The sequence below is a fragment of the Aureimonas glaciei genome, from assembly GCF_014643375.1.
Classification (GTDB): domain Bacteria; phylum Pseudomonadota; class Alphaproteobacteria; order Rhizobiales; family Rhizobiaceae; genus Plantimonas; species Plantimonas glaciei.
The window spans coordinates 487337-505015 of the sequence record NZ_BMJJ01000003.1 but is presented as its reverse complement, the minus strand read 5'-3'; the positions used below and the strand labels follow the sequence as shown (position 1 = coordinate 505015).

Annotated in this window: 20 protein-coding genes; 5 read left to right on the top strand and 15 right to left on the bottom strand. The window is 67.8% G+C overall.

Features of this window, described 5'->3' with window-relative positions; genetic code table 11:
- Window positions 1-2: 2 nt before the first annotated feature.
- The 12 genes from IEX88_RS09125 to IEX88_RS09070 form a co-directional block, all read right to left on the bottom strand.
- On the bottom strand, window positions 3-1457 hold the full coding sequence (locus tag IEX88_RS09125) for a sensor histidine kinase (protein ID WP_188850255.1): 1455 nt from the start codon (window positions 1455-1457) through the stop codon (window positions 3-5).
- The gene (locus IEX88_RS09120) at window positions 1454-2131 is read right to left on the bottom strand and encodes a response regulator transcription factor (protein WP_188850254.1); all 678 of its coding nucleotides are present in this window, start codon (window positions 2129-2131) and stop codon (window positions 1454-1456) included. Before IEX88_RS09120 ends, IEX88_RS09125 begins: the two co-directional genes overlap by 4 nt.
- Window positions 2132-2704, bottom strand: a complete 573-nt coding sequence (locus IEX88_RS09115) for a cytochrome b/b6 domain-containing protein (protein WP_188850253.1) — start codon at window positions 2702-2704, stop codon at window positions 2132-2134.
- A 3-nt stretch (window positions 2705-2707) separates the two neighbouring features.
- A complete protein-coding gene (locus IEX88_RS09110) occupies window positions 2708-2995 on the bottom strand; it encodes a PepSY domain-containing protein (protein WP_188850252.1) in 288 nt (95 codons plus the stop codon).
- A 126-nt stretch (window positions 2996-3121) separates the two neighbouring features.
- On the bottom strand, window positions 3122-4522 hold the full coding sequence (locus tag IEX88_RS09105; RefSeq protein WP_188850251.1) for a sensor histidine kinase: 1401 nt from the start codon (window positions 4520-4522) through the stop codon (window positions 3122-3124).
- Complete coding sequence (locus tag IEX88_RS09100; RefSeq protein WP_188850250.1) at window positions 4509-5186, bottom strand: winged helix-turn-helix domain-containing protein; 678 nt, start codon at window positions 5184-5186, stop codon at window positions 4509-4511. Before IEX88_RS09100 ends, IEX88_RS09105 begins: the two co-directional genes overlap by 14 nt.
- A complete protein-coding gene (locus IEX88_RS09095; RefSeq protein ID WP_188850249.1) occupies window positions 5183-5797 on the bottom strand; it encodes a tyrosine-protein phosphatase in 615 nt (204 codons plus the stop codon). Before IEX88_RS09095 ends, IEX88_RS09100 begins: the two co-directional genes overlap by 4 nt.
- 106 nt (window positions 5798-5903) lie before the next feature.
- Window positions 5904-6548 carry an ABC transporter ATP-binding protein gene (locus tag IEX88_RS09090; RefSeq protein WP_188850248.1) on the bottom strand — a complete coding sequence of 215 codons (645 nt, stop codon included), beginning with the start codon at window positions 6546-6548 and terminating at the stop codon, window positions 5904-5906.
- Entirely contained in the window at window positions 6541-7347 is an 807-nt protein-coding gene (locus IEX88_RS09085) for an ATP-binding cassette domain-containing protein (protein WP_188850247.1), read from the bottom strand. Before IEX88_RS09085 ends, IEX88_RS09090 begins: the two co-directional genes overlap by 8 nt.
- A gap of 2 nt (window positions 7348-7349) precedes the next feature.
- Window positions 7350-8207, bottom strand: a complete 858-nt coding sequence (locus IEX88_RS09080) for an ABC transporter permease (RefSeq protein WP_188850246.1) — start codon at window positions 8205-8207, stop codon at window positions 7350-7352.
- Window positions 8204-9217 carry an ABC transporter permease gene (locus IEX88_RS09075; protein ID WP_244639988.1) on the bottom strand — a complete coding sequence of 338 codons (1014 nt, stop codon included), beginning with the start codon at window positions 9215-9217 and terminating at the stop codon, window positions 8204-8206. The genes IEX88_RS09080 and IEX88_RS09075 overlap by 4 nt, the downstream gene beginning before the upstream one ends.
- Window positions 9208-10800, bottom strand: a complete 1593-nt coding sequence (locus IEX88_RS09070) for an ABC transporter substrate-binding protein (RefSeq protein WP_244639986.1) — start codon at window positions 10798-10800, stop codon at window positions 9208-9210. The genes IEX88_RS09075 and IEX88_RS09070 overlap by 10 nt, the downstream gene beginning before the upstream one ends.
- Before the next feature lie 201 nt (window positions 10801-11001).
- On the opposite strand from IEX88_RS09070, the gene nikR reads away from it, so the two are divergent.
- Entirely contained in the window at window positions 11002-11466 is a 465-nt protein-coding gene (gene nikR, locus IEX88_RS09065) for a nickel-responsive transcriptional regulator NikR (protein WP_188850244.1), read from the top strand.
- Between the two features lie 20 nt (window positions 11467-11486).
- Here the strand turns inward: nikR and IEX88_RS09060 are convergent, their stop codons facing one another.
- Both IEX88_RS09060 and IEX88_RS09055 read right to left on the bottom strand, forming a co-directional pair.
- Window positions 11487-12728 (bottom strand): cytochrome b/b6 domain-containing protein, encoded by a 1242-nt coding sequence (locus IEX88_RS09060; RefSeq protein WP_188850243.1) that lies wholly within the window; start codon window positions 12726-12728, stop codon window positions 11487-11489.
- A gap of 71 nt (window positions 12729-12799) precedes the next feature.
- On the bottom strand, window positions 12800-13408 hold the full coding sequence (locus tag IEX88_RS09055) for a YceI family protein (RefSeq protein ID WP_188850242.1): 609 nt from the start codon (window positions 13406-13408) through the stop codon (window positions 12800-12802).
- Window positions 13409-13716: 308 nt separating this feature from the next.
- Here IEX88_RS09055 and IEX88_RS09050 point away from each other — a divergent pair, with 308 nt between their 5' ends.
- The 4 genes from IEX88_RS09050 to IEX88_RS09035 all read left to right on the top strand — a co-directional run bounded on the left by IEX88_RS09050 (window position 13717) and on the right by IEX88_RS09035 (window position 17201).
- Window positions 13717-14733 carry a L,D-transpeptidase family protein gene (locus tag IEX88_RS09050; protein WP_373289563.1) on the top strand — a complete coding sequence of 339 codons (1017 nt, stop codon included), beginning with the start codon at window positions 13717-13719 and terminating at the stop codon, window positions 14731-14733.
- A gap of 285 nt (window positions 14734-15018) precedes the next feature.
- Window positions 15019-15867: a formate/nitrite transporter family protein gene (locus IEX88_RS09045; RefSeq protein WP_188850241.1), complete on the top strand. Its 849-nt coding sequence runs from the start codon at window positions 15019-15021 to the stop codon at window positions 15865-15867.
- 72 nt (window positions 15868-15939) lie between these two features.
- Window positions 15940-16698, top strand: coding sequence for a cytochrome c oxidase assembly protein (locus tag IEX88_RS09040; protein ID WP_244639982.1), 759 nt, complete (start codon window positions 15940-15942; stop codon window positions 16696-16698).
- The gene (locus tag IEX88_RS09035; RefSeq protein WP_188850240.1) at window positions 16695-17201 is read left to right on the top strand and encodes a CopD family protein; all 507 of its coding nucleotides are present in this window, start codon (window positions 16695-16697) and stop codon (window positions 17199-17201) included. The genes IEX88_RS09040 and IEX88_RS09035 overlap by 4 nt, the downstream gene beginning before the upstream one ends.
- Here IEX88_RS09035 and IEX88_RS09030 read toward each other — a convergent pair.
- Window positions 17179-17679, bottom strand: a complete 501-nt coding sequence (locus tag IEX88_RS09030) for a DUF2231 domain-containing protein (RefSeq protein ID WP_188850239.1) — start codon at window positions 17677-17679, stop codon at window positions 17179-17181. The two genes, IEX88_RS09035 and IEX88_RS09030, sit on opposite strands and share 23 nt — an antisense overlap.

Genomic DNA, 17679 nt, shown 5'->3' with positions numbered 1-17679 from the left:
TTTCAGGGGTCGGCATTTGCAACCGGAGTGTCGCGATTTTCCGAAGATGCATGCCGGACTGAATCCGCCGTGGTCCATTCGGCGGAGGCAGGCTCCATCACCAGGCGCACCGTGGTGCCATGCCCGGGCGCGCTGTCGACGCGGAGAAGGGCGCCGTGAAGGGCGGCGATCCGTTCGGCGATCTTCAACCCGATGCCGAGCGAGCCAGCCGTGTTGACCATGCCGACTTCCGTGCCGACCCGGCCCTGCGCCACCGCGAAACCGTCGCCGTCGTCGGACACGACCAGCGATCCCGGCGCCTCGACTGCGACCGTGATGGTCGTGCCCGTCCGCGTATGCTTGACGGCGTTTTCGACGAGATTTCGCAGAAGCGTCGAGATCAGCGACGGCACGACCAGAACGGTCGCATCCGTTTCGTCCTGCAAGGCGATCGTCCGGCCACTGGCAAAGACGAGGGGAGCAAGTTCGGCGACCGCGTCGCGGGCGATGCGGGAGAGCGACGCGGTATGGAACGCCTCGCCCTCGACCGCGTCGAGACGCGCCAGCGCGGTCAGTTGCTCCAGCGTGTGGGTGAGACGGTCGAGGTCGCGCTCGGCCTTGCGGGCGCGGGGATCCTCGATCCGCGCGAGCTCCAGCTTGACGATCGCCACGGGCGTGCGGATCTCGTGCGCGATCGCGGCGGAGAAGAGTTTCTGCGAGCGGACGAGCTCCGCGACGCGGTCGAAGGCCCGGTTCACCACGCGCGTGAGATCGGCGACCTCCGCCGGCATGCCCTCGGTCGAGAGCTGCCGGAGGGGCAGGCGCGGATCGAGCCGGTCGGCGGCACGCGCGGCCGTCGCTACCGGGACGAGCGTCTTGCGGATCGACAGGATCGTCGCACCGATGACCACGAAGAGCATCAGGCCCATCGGCACGATCATGTGGTCCACCATTTCGTGGAAGATGACGCCGTTCACGAGCCGCCGGGGATCGCCGACGCTGGCGAACTCGACCACCAGCGGCGCCCTGTCGCCGAAGTCGAACGTCCTGCCGCCCGCCACCGTCAACGGCTTGCCTGGGCGGATGGGACGGTCCCAGAAAGCCGGCGGATGAACGGTGAGCGGCAGAAAATGATCCGCGCAGTCGTCCGGGCAATTGCCGGCGAGAACGCGGCCGTCGTCGAGACGGATCCGGTAGAAATAGCCGGCCTGCGGGTTTGATGCCCCGGATAGTCCGTAGCGTTCCTGGAGAGCGGCGGAGGGAAAGGGATCGGTCGCCCGCCTCGGATGGCGGTACTCCTCGGCGATCACCGCCGTCTCGTTCTCGATCAGCAAGCGGCCGAGTTCGCCGTCGTCGAACCAGTAGTCGAAGAAGACGATCCCCATTTGCAGCGTGATGGCGAGAGCGGCAAAACCGAGGATGCGCCGGGCGACGACGATGATGAGCGGCGGCGCCGTCCTGGCGTCCCGGCCCGTCATTCCGGCAGCGTCCGCAGGAGATAGCCGACGCCGCGCACGGTCTCGATGGCGATGCCGCTGTCGAAGGGCTCGAGCTTGCGCCGAAGCCGCGAGACGGCGAGCTCCAGCCCATTGGCGCTCAGCATGTCGCCATATTCCGAAAGCGCATGTTCGAGCTTTCGCTTCGGCACGACCCGGTCGACATCGCGCACGAGCAGCTCCGCCAACTGCCGCTCGCGCGGCGCGAGGGCAACGGCCTCGCCCGCGCAGGTCAGCTCAGCAAGCGAGGGATCGTAGCGCAGCCGCCCGGCGACGAGCACGGGTGCGCCACCCGCCATGCCGCGCCGGGCCAAGGCCCGGCAGCGCGCCATGAGCTCCCGATGATGAAACGGCTTGGCGAGGTAGTCGTCGGCCCCCGCATCGAGGCCGGCAATGCGCGACTCCACGTCGCTGGCGGCGGTGATGACGAGGATCGGGATGGTCGAGCGGGCCGCGCGGAGCTCGCGGATGAGATCCAGCCCGTGCCCGTCGGGCAGCCCGAGATCGAGCACCAGGATGTCGTGTTCCGCGCCCGCGAGCGCGCTGCGGGCGTCGGCCAGGGTGCCGACGCCGTCGATCCGCCAGCCGGCCTCGTGGACCGTGTCCGTCAGGAGTTCGAGCAGTCGCTGGGAGTCCTCGACGAGAAGCAGCCGCATTCAGTCGATCGCCCTCTTGCGCCCCGTGACCATGGACCAGATCAGGTTTTCGCGGTGCCGCCGACTTTCGACGATCGCCGCCACCGCATGGAGGACCGCCAGCCAGAGAATCCCATTGGCGAAGACCTCGTGCAGCTCCTTCACCCATTTGACGCCCCAGAACGCGTCCAGCGTCGACATGAAGCCCGTTCCGGCCGTCAGCGCGAGGAGAAGCATCAGGACGATCATCATCACGGCGGCGAGCGGGTTGTGGCCGAGCTGCCGCTTCTCGCGGCCGGCGACGAGATCGCGAACATAGGGCACCAGCCTACGGGGCGTCGGCATGAAATCGGCGAACCGGGCATGGCGCGATCCGACCAGGCCCCAGACGAGGCGGACCGCCAGCAGGCCGGCCACGGTATAGCCGACATAGCGATGCGCCATCTTGCCCTCCTCCAGAATGAAGAGGTTGAGGATGCAGGCGGCGACGACGCCCCAGTGAAAGATCCGGACGACCGGATCCCAGACCCTGACGGTGGCCGTCTCTGCCGGGAGGGGGACGATGCCCCCTCCCCGGATCGCTTCGGGCCGCATGGATCACTCGCCCTCTTCGGTGGACTTGAAGATCGTCGCCGTCGCCGGGTCGACATAGATCTCGGCGCGCTTGCCGTCCTTGTCGAAGCCGTAGACCTCGTAGCAGGAGCCCTTCAGCTCCATCGATCGGATGTCCTTGTAGCCGGCCTCGGCGACCTTGGCCTTGATGGCGTCCTGGCTCATCCACTGGGCCTGCGGGACCGTGGTGCAATCCTCCTTCTCCTCCTCTGCCTGCGCGGCGAAGGGAACGAGGGCGAGAAGGGCGATCACGGTGTAGAGGGCCTTGCTCATCGAATGTCTCCGGGGTTCATCGGGGGCATCACGCGTGCCCGCCGCACCCCTTCTCGCCGCTTCCACCTGTCCGTTCGCTGTCGGCCGCCGCGCTTTTCAGGCCACGGACCGCCTGCCGACAAAGCTTCAATTTTCCCGGGAAGCGGGAAAATCGATCCGCATGCGAAGACCCGGACGGTTGTCGAGGGCCGTGATCCGGGCGTCGTGAAGTTCGGCGATGGCCGCGACGAGAGCCAAGCCAAGGCCGTTGCCCGGGGTCGTCCGGCTGCGGTCGAGGCGGTAGAGCCGCCGGAAGATCTTTTCGCGTTCCGCTTCCGGCACGCCCGGCCCATCGTCGGCGACGTCAACGATGATCCTCTCGCCCTCGGCCCGCGCGGACAAAACGATGCGGGCGGGCGCCGGGACATGGGTCAGCGCATTGTCGACGAGGTTCGAGAAAAGCTGCTGCAAGAGGTCGCGGTCTCCCTGAACCCGGAGCCCCTCATCCGCGGCGAGTTCGAGACGTTTGCCCGACTCCTCCGCGACGCTTTCGAAGACGTCGTGCATCTGGAACAGGAGGGCGGAGAGATCGAGCTGGCGGAATTTCGCCTTGCGGGCGCCGGCCTCGATCTGCGCGATCCGCAGCAGCGCGTTGAAGGTCTCGATGATCGAATCCACCTCGCCAACGGCGGCATCGACGGCATTCCTCAGCGCGGCGGCGTCGTCGCCGCGACGCTGTGTCCCCTCGAGGCCCTGCCGCAGCCGTGCCAGCGGCGTGCGCAGATCGTGGGCGATGTCGGTCGACACCTGCTTCAGGCTGCTCATCAGGATCTCGATGCGCGCCAGCATGACATTGATGTCGCTCGACAGGCGGCCGAGCTCATCCTTGCGGCCGAAGTCCGGAAGCCGCTGGTCGAACCGTCCGGCCGCCACCGACCGCATCGCGGCGGCGATTGCATCGACGCGCCGCGTCGGGCCGATGCCGATGACGAGGCCGCCGACGAGGGCGAGCAGCATGGTGACGCCGCATCCCCACAGAAGGGCGCCGAGAATGATCTCCTGCGTCTCGTCGAGGATATGCGAATTGCGGGCGACCAGCACGCGATAGCCGCCGATCGTCACGCCCTGCGAGAACAGCCGAACCTCGTTGTCGGAGTTCATGGCCGCGGCGGCGCGCAGCGCTTCGCTGGTCTCCATCACGGATCCCCGGAGCTTGCGCTCGGACCACCCCTCGCGCCAAACCTCCGCGGGAAGGTTGCCCGCGACAAAGACTCCGGAAAGGTCGGTCAGGAGATAGAAATGATCGTCCGTCGCCGCGTCGGACCGCGCTCGAACGGCCGCCAGCAGCCCCGCATCGCCCGATTGCGCGGCGGCCGCCTGGAAGCGCTTCATATCCTCGACGACCGAGAGCCGCACGATGCCCTCGACCTCGGCGGTGGCGGCGAGATAGGTGATGCCGAGGATGGCCATCATCGAGACGAGGAAGAGCGCGCCGTAGATGCTGCCCAGCCGAAACGAGGTCGAGCGGAAGTGTTCAGGAAGGCGCATGGAGCGCGTATCCGGCGCCGCGCACCGTGCGGATCATTTCCTTTTCGAACGGCTTGTCGACTTTCGATCGGAGCCGGCTGATATGCGTCTCGACGACGTTCGTCTTGGGATCGAAATGGAAGTCCCACACGCGCTCGAGCAGCATGGTGCGGGTCAGGACGCGGCCGCGGTTGCGCATGAGGTACTCCAGAAGCTGGAACTCCCGCGGCTGAAGCTCGATCGTCTGACCGTCGCGCGTCACCGTGCGGGCGATGAGGTTCATTTCAAGCCCCCCCACCCTCAGAACCGTCTCCTCCTTCTTGCTGGGAGCCCGCCGCCCGAGGGCGTTGACGCGCGCCATCAGCTCGGAGAAGGCGAAGGGTTTCAGGAGATAGTCGTCGCCGCCGGCCTCCAGCCCCTCGACCCGGTCGTCGACGCCGCCGATCGAAGTGAGGAAGAGGACTGGCGTGTCCTTGCCTGAGGATCGCAGGGCCCTGACGATCGACAGGCCGTCGAGCCCTGGTAGCATGCGATCGATGACGAGCACGTCGTAGTCCCGCGTGACGGCCAGCTCCAGCCCGTTCGGACCGTTGCTCGCGTGATCGAGGTCGTGTCCCTCCTCCCGCATCCCGCCGACGACGTAGCTCGCCGTCTGCCGATCGTCCTCGATGACCAGAATCTTCATTGCATCCGTACCTGCCCGACGTCGCCAGAAGCGGAGACCAAGGTCTTGTCCCGGTGCCAGTGGTCGGCAAACTGCGCAAAGGCGTCGTCCATGGCTCCCGTCGCTGACCCTAGCCACGGGAAATGCCCGTAGACAATGGAAAGCTGGCCCGCGGCCTCCGCTTCGCTCTTGCCGCGCACCACCAGTTCGTAGATCGCCGCGGCCAGACCGGAGCGATCCGACCCGCCGAGGCAATGCACGAGGACCGGCCCCGGCGAGTCCCGGAGCAGCAGGGCGAGCGCGTCCATCGTGGCCATTGCCGGGACGGAGCGGGCCGACAGCGGGATCGCGGTGTAGTGGATGCCGTTGCCCTCCGCGATCGAGGCCTCGGCCTCGAACCAGCGTTCTCCCGGATGCGCGCCGCGCAGATTGACGATGGTGCGGATACCCTTCTGCTCGATCAACCGCTGGAGCGTCGTCCCGTCGAGCTGGCCGGAACGATAGAGGACACCCGGCTGGATTTCGAAGATGTTGCCGCGGGCGTAGTGGAGGCCGGCATAGCCGAGCGGGACGGAAAGGACCACGAGCGTGGTCAGGACAACCCGCCGGAGGCGAGACAGAAGGGGCGGCATGGCGGACTCTCGGACACAAAATGTCCGTCAAGCTACCCACCTCTCAACTCCGGCCGATGGCCGGGACTATACCGATCGTCCATCTTCCGCTGGCGGGCCTTCGCCGTCAGGCGCTGATCCTCTGGTCGTTTCGCTGGTCGACGGCGACCGTCATCTCCGACAGACACAGGCAAGCGTCGGCGATCCGGCTCAGCAGCGCCCGGTCATGGCTGATCGCCAACACGCCGATCGCGCGCTGCCGGGTTACGGCTTGCAGCAGGGTCCAGATCTCCGCCTGCCCGATCGCGTCGAGGGCGCCCGTGATCTCGTCGGCGACGAGGTAGCGGGTGCCGGGCGCCAGCGAGCGGAGGATGGAGACACGCTGCAGCTGGCCGCCGGACAGTTCGTGCGGATAGCGATCCAACCAGTCCGCGCAAATTCCGAAACCAGCGCGATCCGCTTCCGACAGTTTCCAGGCTTCCGTGAGGATGCGGCCGATCCGCCAGCGAGGGTTCATGGCCAGCAGCGGCGTCTGCGGCAGAAGCTGGACGGGCCGAAAGCCCGATGCGGGAAGCGGCGATCCGTCGGCGTGCACGCTCCCCGAACGCGGACGCAGATGGCCGGCGAGGAGCCGCCCGAGCGTGGTCTTGCCGCAGCCGGAGGGGCCGGACAGGCCGAGGATTTCGCCGGGACGGATCGTCAGGCCGACGCCGTCGAGGACGAGCGGGGCGCGGCGCGCATGGCCGAAGACGAGGTCGCGGGCCTCAAGCATCCCTCGGCTCCCCGGGCACGGCAAACTCGTTCTGCGGCAGTGCGCGCCAGAGGGCGCGGGCGTAGGGCGAGCGAAGGCCTGCGCCGTCGGCGGAAAAGTCATCCGCGCGCTCGATGCCGAGAAGGGCACCGTGCCGCATCACCGCGACGCGGGTGGCGAAAGGCAGGGCCGAGACGAGATCGTGCGTCACCAGGATCACCGCCTTGCCGCTGTCGGCGAGCCCGCGCAGATGCCGGAGGACGAGGGCGGCGTTGGCCGGATCCAGACCGTCCGTCGGTTCGTCGGCGATGACGAGGTCGGCATGGCCCACCATCGCGGTCGCCAGCAGCACGCGGCGTGCCATGCCGCCCGAAACGGCATGCGGATAGGCCTCGGCAACGCCCTCGTGAAGGCCGAGCTCATGCAGGGCGGCGGCGGAAGCCTCGGCGGCCCTGCCCCGCGGCAGGCCCGCGCGCCTGGCCGCCCAACGCACCTGGTCCCCGACCCGGGCGAGCGGATCGAGATGCGCGATCGATTGCGGAACGAGCGCGATCCGCCGCCCGCGCAAGGTCCTGAGGGACGCGGCGTCGAGCCCTACCCCCTCGAAACGGATCTGCCCCTCGATCACGGCGTTTCGCGGCAGGATGCCGAGGATCGCATGCGCCAGAAGGCTCTTGCCGGCGCCGGAAGAGCCAACCACCGCCAGCACCTCGCCGGCGGTGACGTCGAGGGTGACGTCCGTGAGGCCGGCGACCGAGCGGCGCCGCCACAGCCCGTCGTAGCGGCGGAAGTGGATGGTGAGGCTTTCGATTTCCAGCATCGTCAGTCCTGCCCGGCGCGCGGGTCTGCCCAGAGCCGGGCGCCCGCGCCGATCGCGTCGAAGCAGAGGACGACGGCGAGAAGGCAGAGGCCGGGAAACACGCCGAGCCACCATTTGCCGGCGCTGAGAAAACGCATAGCGTCCGACAGGATGATGCCGATGGCGGGCTTGGAGGGTTCGAGGCCGAAGCCGAGAAAGGTCAGCCCGGCCTCGTGCAGGATCGCATGCGGGAACAGGAGGACGAGGCCGACGATCAGTTGTGGCACGAGATGCGGCAGGACGTGGTGACGGGCGATGTGGCTCCAGGATTTTCCGAAAGCGCGCGATGCCTCGACATAGCCGGAGGCACGCACCTGGATGAGTTCGGCCCGCAGGATCCGGGTCAGCCTCGGCCAATGCGTGAGGGCGACGGCGAGGATCACGCCCGTCGTCCCGCCGCCCAGCGCGAAGGCGAGAAGGATCAGGAGGACCAGATGGGGCAGACCCAAGGCGGCGTCGACGAGGAAGGAGACCACGGCATCGGCGCCCCGCCCGAGGAGCGAGACCAGCGCGAGGACGAGCGCCAGGGTGGACGAGATCGTGGCGGCCAGCATGCCGACCCAGAGGCTGGCGGAGAGGCCCTTCACCGTGCGGGCCAGCATGTCCCGCCCCATCGCGTCGGTGCCGAAGGGATGCGCCAGGGAGGGCGGCAGCAGCCGCGCGCCGAAATCGGCGCGGATTCCGGAAGTGCCGAGCCACCATGCCGCGAGGAGGACGGCGACGACGGTCGCCAGACCGATCAGCGCGATGCCGATCGTCGCGATGCGTCCGGTGCTTCCACCGCGCGAGCGCAGGTCTGCAGTCAGGGCTTTGCCGGTCATGCCACGTCGATCCCCGTCACGCCGCGCTCCGTCCCGATCCTCGGGTCGAGGACGCGGTAGAGGAGATCGGCGACGGTATTGCCGCTGGAGACGATGGCCGTGGTCAGGAGGGTGATCGCCAGCAGCAGCGGCACGTCGCCGCGCAGGCCGGCCTCGACCGTCGCGCGGCCGAGCCCGGGAAAAGCGAACACCTGCTCGGCGAGCACCGAGCCGCCGAAGATCTCGCCGATCGAGGCGAACAGCACCGTGACGGCCGGAAGCGCTGCGTTGCGGGCGCCGTGGCGGAGCGCGATGTCCATCCGCGACGCCCCCTGCGCGAGGGCGAAGAGCGCGAAGTCGGAGCGCAGGATCTCGGCCATCTTCGCCCGCGTGTGCAGGGCGATCTGCGAGACGCCGAGGAGCGAAAGCGTCGCCAGCGGCAGGGCGAGATGGCGCAGGCGGTCGAGCAGCGTGATCTCTCCGGGCAGGACGCCGATCGGGCCAGCGCAGCAGACCGGGGTCCAGCGCAACTGCACGGAGAAGACGACGAGAAGGAGGATCGCCAGCCAGAAGGTCGGCGTCGACGCCAGGACATAGGCGTAGACCCGGATCACGCGGTCGAGCCAGGATCCCTCGAAGGCGCCGGCCAGGACGCCGAGCGCGAAGCCGAGCAGGCCCGACAGGAGCCAGGCCGTGCCCGTCAGCGCCAGCGTCGCGCCGAGGCGCTCGCGCAGCACGTCGGACACCGGCGCGTTGAAGGTGACGCTCCAGCCGAGATCGCCGGAGAGGATGCGGCCGGCCCAGCGCGCGAACTGCATGGCCGCCGGCTGGTCGAGGCCCCAGGCTTGGGCGATGAGCGCGCGCTGCTCCGCGCCGACCCGGGCGATCGCCGGGCCGAGATAGGCGTCGATCGGATCGATCGGCGACAGTTTCGCCAGCGTGAAGGCGACCGCGGAGACGGTGATGAGGATCAGCGCGAGGCGCAGCAGCCGCCGTGCGACGAAACCGCCGAGCGCTCCGGTCAGTCGCACGTCCAGCGCCAGTCCTGGATCGCCGCCGTGATCGGCCAGCCATGACCATGCGGCTCGATCTGCGTCTTGCCGACGTCGAGGCATCGGTTGGCGAAGTAGACGTGATCGAGATTGACGAGCCAGGCCCAAGCGGCATCGCCCTTCTCTCCGTAGCCCGTGGTGCCGTCGAAGGCGGCCGCCCGCCAGGCCGGAAAGGATTCCTCAAGGCTGCCGGCGGCCTGCGCCGTCGCGAAATGCGCGTCGACCGCCGCGTTCCCGTAGTAGGTCGGGTTGAGGTACTCCACGCCGGCGACGGAGGAGTCGTAGAGGTTGAAGAGCTGGAGCGGCGAGTGGCTGCCGAAGCCGAAAACCACCGGCTCGGCATGCATCACGCGCTCGATCGCGTCCCAGGACGATCCCTTCGCCGTCGCCTCGATGCCAAGGGGACGCAGGAGTTCGGCGACCGTCTCGGCCAGAGCCTGACGCGTGGTGTCGGCGGCCGGATAGTGGATCGGGAAGGCGGCGCGAACACCCTGACGCTCCCGCACGCCGTCATCGCCCACGATCCAGCCGGCTTTGTCGAGGATCGCCTTGGCAGCGCCGAGGTCGAAAGCGATCGCCTCGCCCTCACCCGCCCAGGGCAGGCCGTCGGCGGGGCCGAAGGCGGGCGTGCCATGTCCGTGCAGCGCGACCTCGACGATCTGGCTGCGGTCCAGCCCTTGATTGATCGCCTGGCGGATCGCCCTGTTGGAGGTCACGGCATTGCCGAGCTTCTCGCCCTCGGCATTCGTCTTGCCCTCGTCGGGGAGCATCGGGAAGCTGATGCCGCGGTTGTCGACGGTCCGCGCCGTCACCGCGTGAAACCCGTCCGGCACGGCATCGGCCGAGACGCCCGGCACCGAGACGAGATCGACGGCGCCGGCCTGGGCCGCCGCCAGCCCCGCATCCTCGCCGGTGAAGAGAAAGGTGAGGCGCTCAAAGGCCTGGACCTTGCCGTAATAGCCGGGATTGCGCTCGACGATGAGCTGTTCGCCCTCGCGCCAGGAGACGATCCGATAGGGCCCGGAGCCGACGGGATGGCGGGCATAGTCGCGGCCGTAGCCCGCAGCCGGCACGATGCCGAGGGTGTGAAAACTTTCGGTGAAGGTGATCCAGGGCTTCTTCAGGCGGAAGACGACGGTGGCGTCGTCGCTGGCCGTGGCGCTTTCCAGCACCGAGAGGTCCAGCGCACCGGCGGTCTTGGCGCCCTCTTCGAAGGTGAAGGCGACATCTTTCGCCGTCAGCTTCGTCCCGTCGGAAAAGGTCGCGTCGCCGCGGATCGTCACCGTCCAGGTCAGGCGATCCTCGGAGAGGGTCCAGCGCGTGGCGAGATCGGGCTGCGTCGCCAGCGTGGCATCGCGGGTCAGGAGCGTCGACTGGAAAAGCGGGTGCCCGTAGCTGCCCCAGCCGAGCAGCGGATCGTAGCCGGTTTCCGGCTCGCCGCCGATCGCCAGCACGAGATCGGCCTTCGGGGCCGCCGTCGCCATCGGGCTGCCGAGCCCGACCAGCATCGCTGCCAGGAAGGCGCCCCTCATCGTGGTGTGACCCAAGCGTCTTCGAGGCATCGACATTTCCTGCATTCCAGACCGCGAAAGGGCCGAATCGAGGCGGACCATAGGCATGGCGAGGTAAGCAGTCTATACCGGATCGTCATACTTTTGCGGCAAGCCGACGGCAGCGTGACGGCCATCTTCTCCCCCTGCCCTTGCATCCCATCGCCCTGGCGGGGCAGGTGTGAGCCGTCTTTGCCAGCGCGAGAGCCCGAAATGCAGCGTGTGACCGTCACCCTCGACGACGACCTGATGGCCGATCTGGATGCGATCATGGCCGAGCGCGGCTACCAGAACCGCTCAGAGGCCATTCGCGACCTGACGCGGGCGGGTCTCACGCGGGCGAAAGTCGAGGCCGGCACGGCCGGAAACTGCGTCGCGGCCCTGGTCTACACCTATGATCACAGCGCCCGCGACCTGTCGCGGCGCCTGACCAACACCCATCACGACCATCACGCCCTGTCGGTCTCGAGCCTGCACGTCCATCTCGACCACGAGACCTGCATGGAGGTGTCGATCCTGAAAGGCCCGACGCGCGAGGTGCGCCACTTCGCCGAACACGTCATCGCCGAGCGCAGCGTCCGCCATGGCGAACTGGTCCTGATTCCCGATGCGGGCACCGGTGCCGTCGACGCGCCGCACCATCATGGCGCCGGCGCCGACATCACGAAGCGGCGATAGACGCGCGTTCGCAGCTTGCGCTACGCTTTTCCGGGAAGACCGCGACTTGCCGAAGTTTCGATGACTGAGGGCCTGGCGACGAGATCGAAGGTGACCTCGATCGGCAGGGCCAGCCATTCGCCCGAGGCGTCGTTCTGGGCGCCGAGCCCGTAGGCCATGCGGTCGAAGCTGGCGGTCCCGACGACATGGGCGGTTCCGTCGGCCTGGCGATCGAAGGTGAAGGGGACCGAGATGGGCAGGGCCGTGCCCTTGATCGTCATGGTCCCCTCGCCCCGAAATCCGCCCGCCGTCTTCTCGAATTCGGTCAGGTCGACGATGGCCTCGGGATGCGTCTTGGCGTCGAGTCCATCGGGGCCCGGAAGGTTGGAGCGGACGAAGGCATCGTCGATGGTCACCGAGGCGCTGTCGACGACGATCCTGGCCGATGCTGCGGCGAGGTTCTCCGGATCGAAGGTGACGGCGGCATTCCAGTTGCCCACGGTGCCGCCGATCGCCTTGCCGGAGAAGCGGGCGGTGTAGGTGAGCGTCGAGGCTGTCTTGTCGATCGTCCAGCCGGACAGGCCCTCGGGTGCGGTGGTAACGGAAGCCTGCGTCGCGGCCCCCTCGCCCCCATGGCGCCCGACCGCCAATCCGCCGCCGAGGAAGACGACGAGGGCGGCGACCGCCACCGGGATCGCGACCAGCGCCGTCGACTGTCGCGGCAGAAGCCCGAGGGGCAGCATGCGCGCCAAGGACGGCGCCCGGTCGACGAGCGAATGTTTCAGGGCGCCCGCAACATGGAGGACGATCAGGCCTGCGGTGGAATAGGCCAGCCAGACGTGCGCGGTCTCGGCCGTGGCCGCGACGGCGGCGCTGGCCGGCACGGGAAGGTGCGGCCACGGCAGGAGCTCCGAGAGGAAGAGCAGCGTCGGAATGCCGGTCGGCGACGCCGAGACCATCAGCCAGCCGGACAGCGGCACGGCCAGCATCAGCGCGTAGAGCAGGAAATGCACGAGCCCGGCGAGCGCCCTCTCCGCGAACGGCATGGGACCGTGGGCCGGCGGCGTGTTGAACAGCCGCCACGCGATCCGCGCGAGGGTCAGCGACAGCACCAAGAGGCCGACGGTCTTGTGCCACTGGAACAGGGCGAAGCGCACCGGGTCGGAATACAGGTCGAGCCGGGTCATCGAGAACCCGACGGCGAGCTGGAACAGCATCGCCGCCGCGATCGCCCAGTGCAGGATCATCGCCCCCGCATTATAGCCCTTCACGGTGCCCTGCATCGTTTTCTCCAACACGCCGACACGAAAAAGGGCCCCGTCCTTCGACCGGGCCCTTCTCACGGGAGATCGCCTTACTTCGGGACGAACTCGGTCTCGATCGTCAACGTGACGTCGTCGCCGATCGGCCCGACCAGCGTCGCGACGCCGAATTCCGAGCGCTTGATCGTGCCGGTGGCGGAAAAGCCGACGACCGGCTTCTTCGTCATCGGGTGCGGGTTCAGCGCGGCGTTCATCTTGACGTCGAGCGTCACCGGCTTGGTCACGCCGTGGAAGGTGAGATCACCGGTGACGGTGCCGGTGTCGGCGCCGGTGGTCTTGATCTCGGTCGAAACGAAGGTGATTTCGGTGAACTTCGCGGCGTCGAGGAACATTTCGCTTTCGATCTCGGCGGCGAAATCCTTGTCTTCCGCGGGGTAGTTCACGTCGACCGACGCCGGGTCGATCGTGGCGGTGAGCTTCGACTGTGTCGGGTCGGCCGGGTCGATCTCGAGCGTGGCGGAGATACCGTCGAAGCGGCCGATGTAGTTGGAGACGCCGAAATGGCTGACCGACCACAGGACGTTGGTGTGGGTCGGGTCGCTGACATAGCTGCCCGCGGGAACGCCGATGGTCTGGGCCGAGGCAGCGGACACGCCGACGAGGGCCGTCGAGGCGATGATGAGGGATTTCACGAGGTTCATGCGGGCTCTCTTTCAATGGGAAGGTCGTGGCCGGACCCTAGACGGCGCAGATGCGGTCGTGAACACCGAATGCTGCGACGCACTGTTCACGGGGCTCTCACGAGTGCGTCTCTGGCGCCGGGTGGTCGGGGCTCGGCGACCATGGCGAGTGCCGTCACCAGACACCCTGAGGGCCGGCCGCCTCACTTCCGCCGGATCGGCCCGTCTCTTGGGGGCGCACGCGACCAGCCTCGCCCCCGAGGTCACGTCCGCGTCAGCCCCGCCCTCGATGATGGGCGGATGTCGCCCACTCAGCGCTTCGGATGGAAATGCACACAGAACATCGAGCACGCGTCGGACGAGGTTTTCCACGCGCAGCAGTCCTGGCGATCGTCTTCGCCGGTCTGATGTCGGCGGCTGGATGCGTGTCCGTGACGGAGTCGGGCTACAAGGACCTCTTTCCGGCCTATGCCGACGTGAAGGTTCGGCCCGCCGGATCGATCCTCGTTCGCATCTTCAAGGAGGAAAGCGAGCTCGAGGTCTGGAAGCTCGGCGCCGACGGCCGCTACGCGCTCCAGAAGACCCATCCGCTCTGCCGCTGGTCCGGCAAGCTCGGGCCGAAGAAGACGAACGGCGATCGCCAGGCACCGGAGGGCTTCTACCGCGTCTCCCAGGCGCAGTTGAACCCGAACTCCAAATTCCACCGCTCCTTCAATCTCGGCTATCCGAACCCGCTGGAAAAGTCCCTCGGCTATACCGGCGACTCGCTGATGGTGCACGGCGCCTGCTCCTCGTCGGGCTGCTTCGCCATGACCGACGAGGGCGTCGGCCAGGTCTATTCCGAGGCCGAAAGGGCCTTTGCGCTCGGCCAGGGCGACTTCCAGGTCCAGTCCTTCCCGTTCCGGATGACGACGGCCCAGATGGCGCGTCACCGGGCGGATCCGAACATCGCCTTCTGGCGCAACCTGAAGCTCGGCTACGACATCTTCGAGGTGACGCGGAAGGAACCCGACGTTGCAGCCTGCGGTGGTCGCTACGTGTTCGACTCCCGCCGCAAGGACGGCCTGCCGATCGAGGCGGCCGCAGCCTGTCCGCCACTCGAGACGAGCATCGCGCCCGAAGTTTTGGCCAAGCGCGCCGAGGACGCCAAGACCCTCCAGGTCCTCCTGTCGGAAGGGCGTGGCGGCACGCCCATGAGCTACGTCGACGGCGGTATGCATCCGAGCTTCCGCGACATGCTGAAGCGCCTCGGCACCAAGGAACTCGCCAGCATGACCTCGATGACGGCCGTCCAGGTCAGCCGGCCCGACGCGGTGCTCGACGGCCCCGCCGGGGCAGAACGCTGAGGCCTTCAAGCGCCGAGGCAACCGGTCGCATTCGGGCCTTCCCGGAAGGTCGGGAAACGAACGGCAAGTGACCGCTCCTGATCCCGCCCGTCATGCGAGTCGATGGCGTCGTCGCAATAGAAACGCTTTCTGTTTGGCCCGTCCGCGGCCACGCGTCCTCTTTCGGCCCGGCCCGAAAGTTTGGCGCCTCTCGATCTCTGTCCAATCCGGCGGACCGGCCTATCTAGGCAGGTCAACCCCGTAGCGAAACGGATTTGTCCGACCGTTGCATCGACGGAGCCCTGCATGACCGAGGACGCGATGAAGGTGAAGGCGGTCGATGCCGCGCCCCCGGAAGCCGCCCGCATTGCGCTCGATTATCTCTCGGGCAAGGTGAAGAAGCCGTCCGGCGACATCTTCCTCCTCGCCGTTCTCGCCGGCGCCTATGTCGCTTTCGGCGCCATCGCCTATCTCGTCGCGGTCTCGGGAGGCGACGGGTTTTCGGGCCTCCGGCAAGTGGCGGGGGGCCTCGTCTTTTCGGTAGGCCTCGTCCTTGTCATCGTCGCCGGAGCCGAACTCTTCACCGGCGATACGATGCTGGTGATCAACCGGATGCGGGAAACGCTCGACGCTTCGACGATGTGGCGCTTCTGGGGGCTCGTCTATGCGGGCAATCTCGTCGGCGCGCTGCTGATCGCATCGCTCTTCGTCGGCGCAGGCGGCCATGGGCAGGGTGACGGCGCGGTCGGCATCGCGGCGCTCGAAACTGCCCGGACGAAAGTCGACAAAGGCATCGTCGCGCTGATCGCCTCGGGCATCCTCGCCAACATGCTCGTCTGCCTCGCCGTCTGGGTCGCCCAGGCCGCGCGGACGGTGCCCGGCAAGATCGTGGCGCTCGCGGGCCCGATCACCGTCTTCGTCGCCGCGGGCTTTGAGCATTCGGTCGCGAACATGTCGATCGTGCCGATGGCGCTGGCCATCGCCAGCTTCGCCGGGCCGGAATTCTGGACCGCCTCCGGCAGCGCGCCGGAGGCCTTTGCCAGCGTCACGGTGCTCGGCTTTGCCTACAACCTCTTCTGGGTGACGCTTGGCAATGTCGTCGGCGGCGCGTCGATCGGCCTTGCCTACTGGTACGCCTACCTGCGCGGCCGATAGGCCCCGACACTCCGCCAGGCGCTCCTGCACCCGATCTGTTCCACGCTGCCCGAACAAGGATCCAACCCGACGATGCCGATGCTCACCGTCCCCTACTGCGGTGCTCCGCCGACGCCCTTGGACCTTGCGAGCGCCTGGAACCTCGACCCGTGGCTTCTCGGCGTTTTCGCGCTGGCAACCCTGCCGCTCTGGTCGATGCGTTCGTCGATGGCGGGGCAAGCCGACCGGCGGCGGTGGTATGCGTTGTCGCTCGTCGTGCTGTTCGTCGCCTTCGTCTCGCCGCTCTGCGCGCTTTCGTCGGCCCTGTTCTCGGCCCGCGTCGTCCATCATCTGCTTCTCATCTCGGTCGCCGCGCCGCTTCTCGCGCTGGCGTTTCCCGCCGGGAGAGCGGCCTCAGGCGCTCGGCTGCCCTGGCTCGTCCTGATCCATGTCGCGACCGTCTGGGTCTGGCACGCACCAGCGCCCTATGCGGCCGCCTTGTCGAGCAATGTCCTCTACTGGATCATGGAAGCGAGCCTCCTCGGAACGGCGGCCCTGGTCTGGCGCGACCTCCTGGCGCGGCAGACGCCCGCGCTGCGGGGAGGACTGGCCCATCTCGCGATCATCGCGCTGATGGGATTGCTGGGCGCCTTGATCACCTTCGCCCCGGTGCCGCTCTACGCGCATCACTTCCTGACGACGGAGGCCTTCGGCCTGACGGCGCTCGAAGATCAGCAACTGGCCGGGATGATCATGTGGGTCCCCGCCATCGTGCCCAATCTCATCGCCGCGCTCATTCGCCTGCGGCAGTTCGTCGAGGGGGAGCGGGCCTTGGGGATGGCGAGCCGGTGACGGTCGTCTGGCTCAAGCTCCTGCACGTCGTGTCGCTGGCGGTCTGGACGGGCGGCATCCTCATGATGCCGATCCTTCTCGGCCAGAGGCGGAAGGCCGGCGAAGGCCCTTCGCTCCACCGCCTGCACCTGTTCACCAGGTTTGCCTACATCACGGTGATCTCGCCCGCGGCCTTCGTCGCGATCGGCTCGGGGACGGCGCTGATCCTCGTGCAGGAACTGTTCGTTCCCTGGTTTGCGCTGAAGCTTTTCTTCGTCGGCCTGCTCGTCATTCTTCACGTCTGGGTCGGACTTCTCGTCCTGTCCGTGTTCGACGAAGGCGGTCGTTTTGCCGGCTGGCGCGTCTATGCCAGCGTCGGAACGCTGTCGGGCATCATGACCGCGATATTCTGGGTGGTGCTGGCCAAGCCCGACATCAGCCTCGACGCTCTTCCAGCCTTCGTCTTTCAGCCGGGCGGCCTGCGCAGCTTCGCGGCCGACATCATTCCTGGTCTGACACCATGATGCCGACCCCGTGATGCAGGATCAGCTTTCCGCCATGCCAGCCAGCCAGCCCCGTGAAGATCGCGCCGAGCACAGACAGTCCAAGCCCCAGCGGCAGGACAGAGCTCGGTTCGGCGAGGCGCACCACCCAGTTCATCCCGCAGATGGAGATGAACATCATCGCCGCGATCGCATGCGTCCAGCTGGCCGCGCGCGAGCGGATGCCCGGCACGAAGAGAAGCTCGGCCGTGCCGACGAGGCCCGCCGCGACGCCGAAGGCGAAGGCGAAGCCGGCCGACCACAGGCCCGCCCGCAGCCAGAACGGATCGCCCGTCCACCAGTAGAAGACGTCGACGCCGAGTGTCGCGATCGCCAGGGCGATGGGAAAATGGACGGCCATGGCATGGATGGGATGACCGGCGATCGCCATCGCCGAACTCACATCCTTCTCGGCGACCTTGCGCATCACGGGGCTGGCGGGGGACGTCGTCTTGCTCAT

Coding starts and splice junctions, on each gene's coding strand:
- IEX88_RS09125 (WP_188850255.1), bottom strand. CDS start 1,457: ATGACGGGCCGGGACGCCAGGACGGCGCCGCCGCTCATCATCGTCGTC.
- IEX88_RS09120 (WP_188850254.1), bottom strand. CDS start 2,131: ATGCGGCTGCTTCTCGTCGAGGACTCCCAGCGACTGCTCGAACTCCTG.
- IEX88_RS09115 (WP_188850253.1), bottom strand. CDS start 2,704: ATGCGGCCCGAAGCGATCCGGGGAGGGGGCATCGTCCCCCTCCCGGCA.
- IEX88_RS09110 (WP_188850252.1), bottom strand. CDS start 2,995: ATGAGCAAGGCCCTCTACACCGTGATCGCCCTTCTCGCCCTCGTTCCC.
- IEX88_RS09105 (WP_188850251.1), bottom strand. CDS start 4,522: ATGCGCCTTCCTGAACACTTCCGCTCGACCTCGTTTCGGCTGGGCAGC.
- IEX88_RS09100 (WP_188850250.1), bottom strand. CDS start 5,186: ATGAAGATTCTGGTCATCGAGGACGATCGGCAGACGGCGAGCTACGTC.
- IEX88_RS09095 (WP_188850249.1), bottom strand. CDS start 5,797: ATGCCGCCCCTTCTGTCTCGCCTCCGGCGGGTTGTCCTGACCACGCTC.
- IEX88_RS09090 (WP_188850248.1), bottom strand. CDS start 6,548: ATGCTTGAGGCCCGCGACCTCGTCTTCGGCCATGCGCGCCGCGCCCCG.
- IEX88_RS09085 (WP_188850247.1), bottom strand. CDS start 7,347: ATGCTGGAAATCGAAAGCCTCACCATCCACTTCCGCCGCTACGACGGG.
- IEX88_RS09080 (WP_188850246.1), bottom strand. CDS start 8,207: ATGACCGGCAAAGCCCTGACTGCAGACCTGCGCTCGCGCGGTGGAAGC.
- IEX88_RS09070 (WP_244639986.1), bottom strand. CDS start 10,800: ATGCCTCGAAGACGCTTGGGTCACACCACGATGAGGGGCGCCTTCCTG.
- nikR (WP_188850244.1), top strand. CDS start 11,002: ATGCAGCGTGTGACCGTCACCCTCGACGACGACCTGATGGCCGATCTG.
- IEX88_RS09060 (WP_188850243.1), bottom strand. CDS start 12,728: ATGCAGGGCACCGTGAAGGGCTATAATGCGGGGGCGATGATCCTGCAC.
- IEX88_RS09055 (WP_188850242.1), bottom strand. CDS start 13,408: ATGAACCTCGTGAAATCCCTCATCATCGCCTCGACGGCCCTCGTCGGC.
- IEX88_RS09050 (WP_373289563.1), top strand. CDS start 13,717: ATGCACACAGAACATCGAGCACGCGTCGGACGAGGTTTTCCACGCGCA.
- IEX88_RS09045 (WP_188850241.1), top strand. CDS start 15,019: ATGACCGAGGACGCGATGAAGGTGAAGGCGGTCGATGCCGCGCCCCCG.
- IEX88_RS09040 (WP_244639982.1), top strand. CDS start 15,940: ATGCCGATGCTCACCGTCCCCTACTGCGGTGCTCCGCCGACGCCCTTG.
- IEX88_RS09030 (WP_188850239.1), bottom strand. CDS start 17,679: ATGAGCAAGACGACGTCCCCCGCCAGCCCCGTGATGCGCAAGGTCGCC.